Consider the following 409-nt stretch of genomic DNA (forward strand, 5'->3'; position numbering starts at 1 on the left):
CCGGATGCACTGTGACCCCCATCCCGGTAATTTTGCGTTTCGTCATGATGGCAGTGTCGTAGCCTATGATTTTGGCGGTATTCGCAGCTCTAGTCATAGTGAGGTTCAATTGTTTCGCCGCTTCGCGCAGCATGCCGTCAAAGGTGATGTGACCGCACTAGAGCAAGACTTAATCGCTCTTGATATTCGCCGTGAGGATGATAAAAATGTGCCGGGTGAATTCTATGAAAAGTGGCTGGCTATTGGTATGAAGCCGCTATCCATTGCACCTTATCAAGAAGGGGCTTTTGATTTTGGCAGCAGTCAAGTTCATCATGAAGCCATCAGCCAAATGCGCACCTCATTAAAATACTTCGGGCAATTTCAACCTTCAGCCACGACGATGATGCTAGATCGTACCGTGTCAGGA

The 409-nt window shown here is 48.2% G+C and carries 1 protein-coding gene; it reads left to right on the forward strand.

Going from position 1 to position 409, the window contains the following annotated elements; genetic code table 11:
- A partial coding sequence (locus AAEZ03_RS26065) for an AarF/UbiB family protein (protein ID WP_350582635.1) occupies positions 1-409 on the forward strand: 409 nt, incomplete at both ends.

The sequence above is a fragment of the Pseudomonas sp. HY2-MNA-CIBAN-0224 genome, assembly GCF_040310285.1.
GTDB classification, from domain to species: Bacteria; Pseudomonadota; Gammaproteobacteria; order Pseudomonadales; family Pseudomonadaceae; genus Aquipseudomonas; species Aquipseudomonas helleri.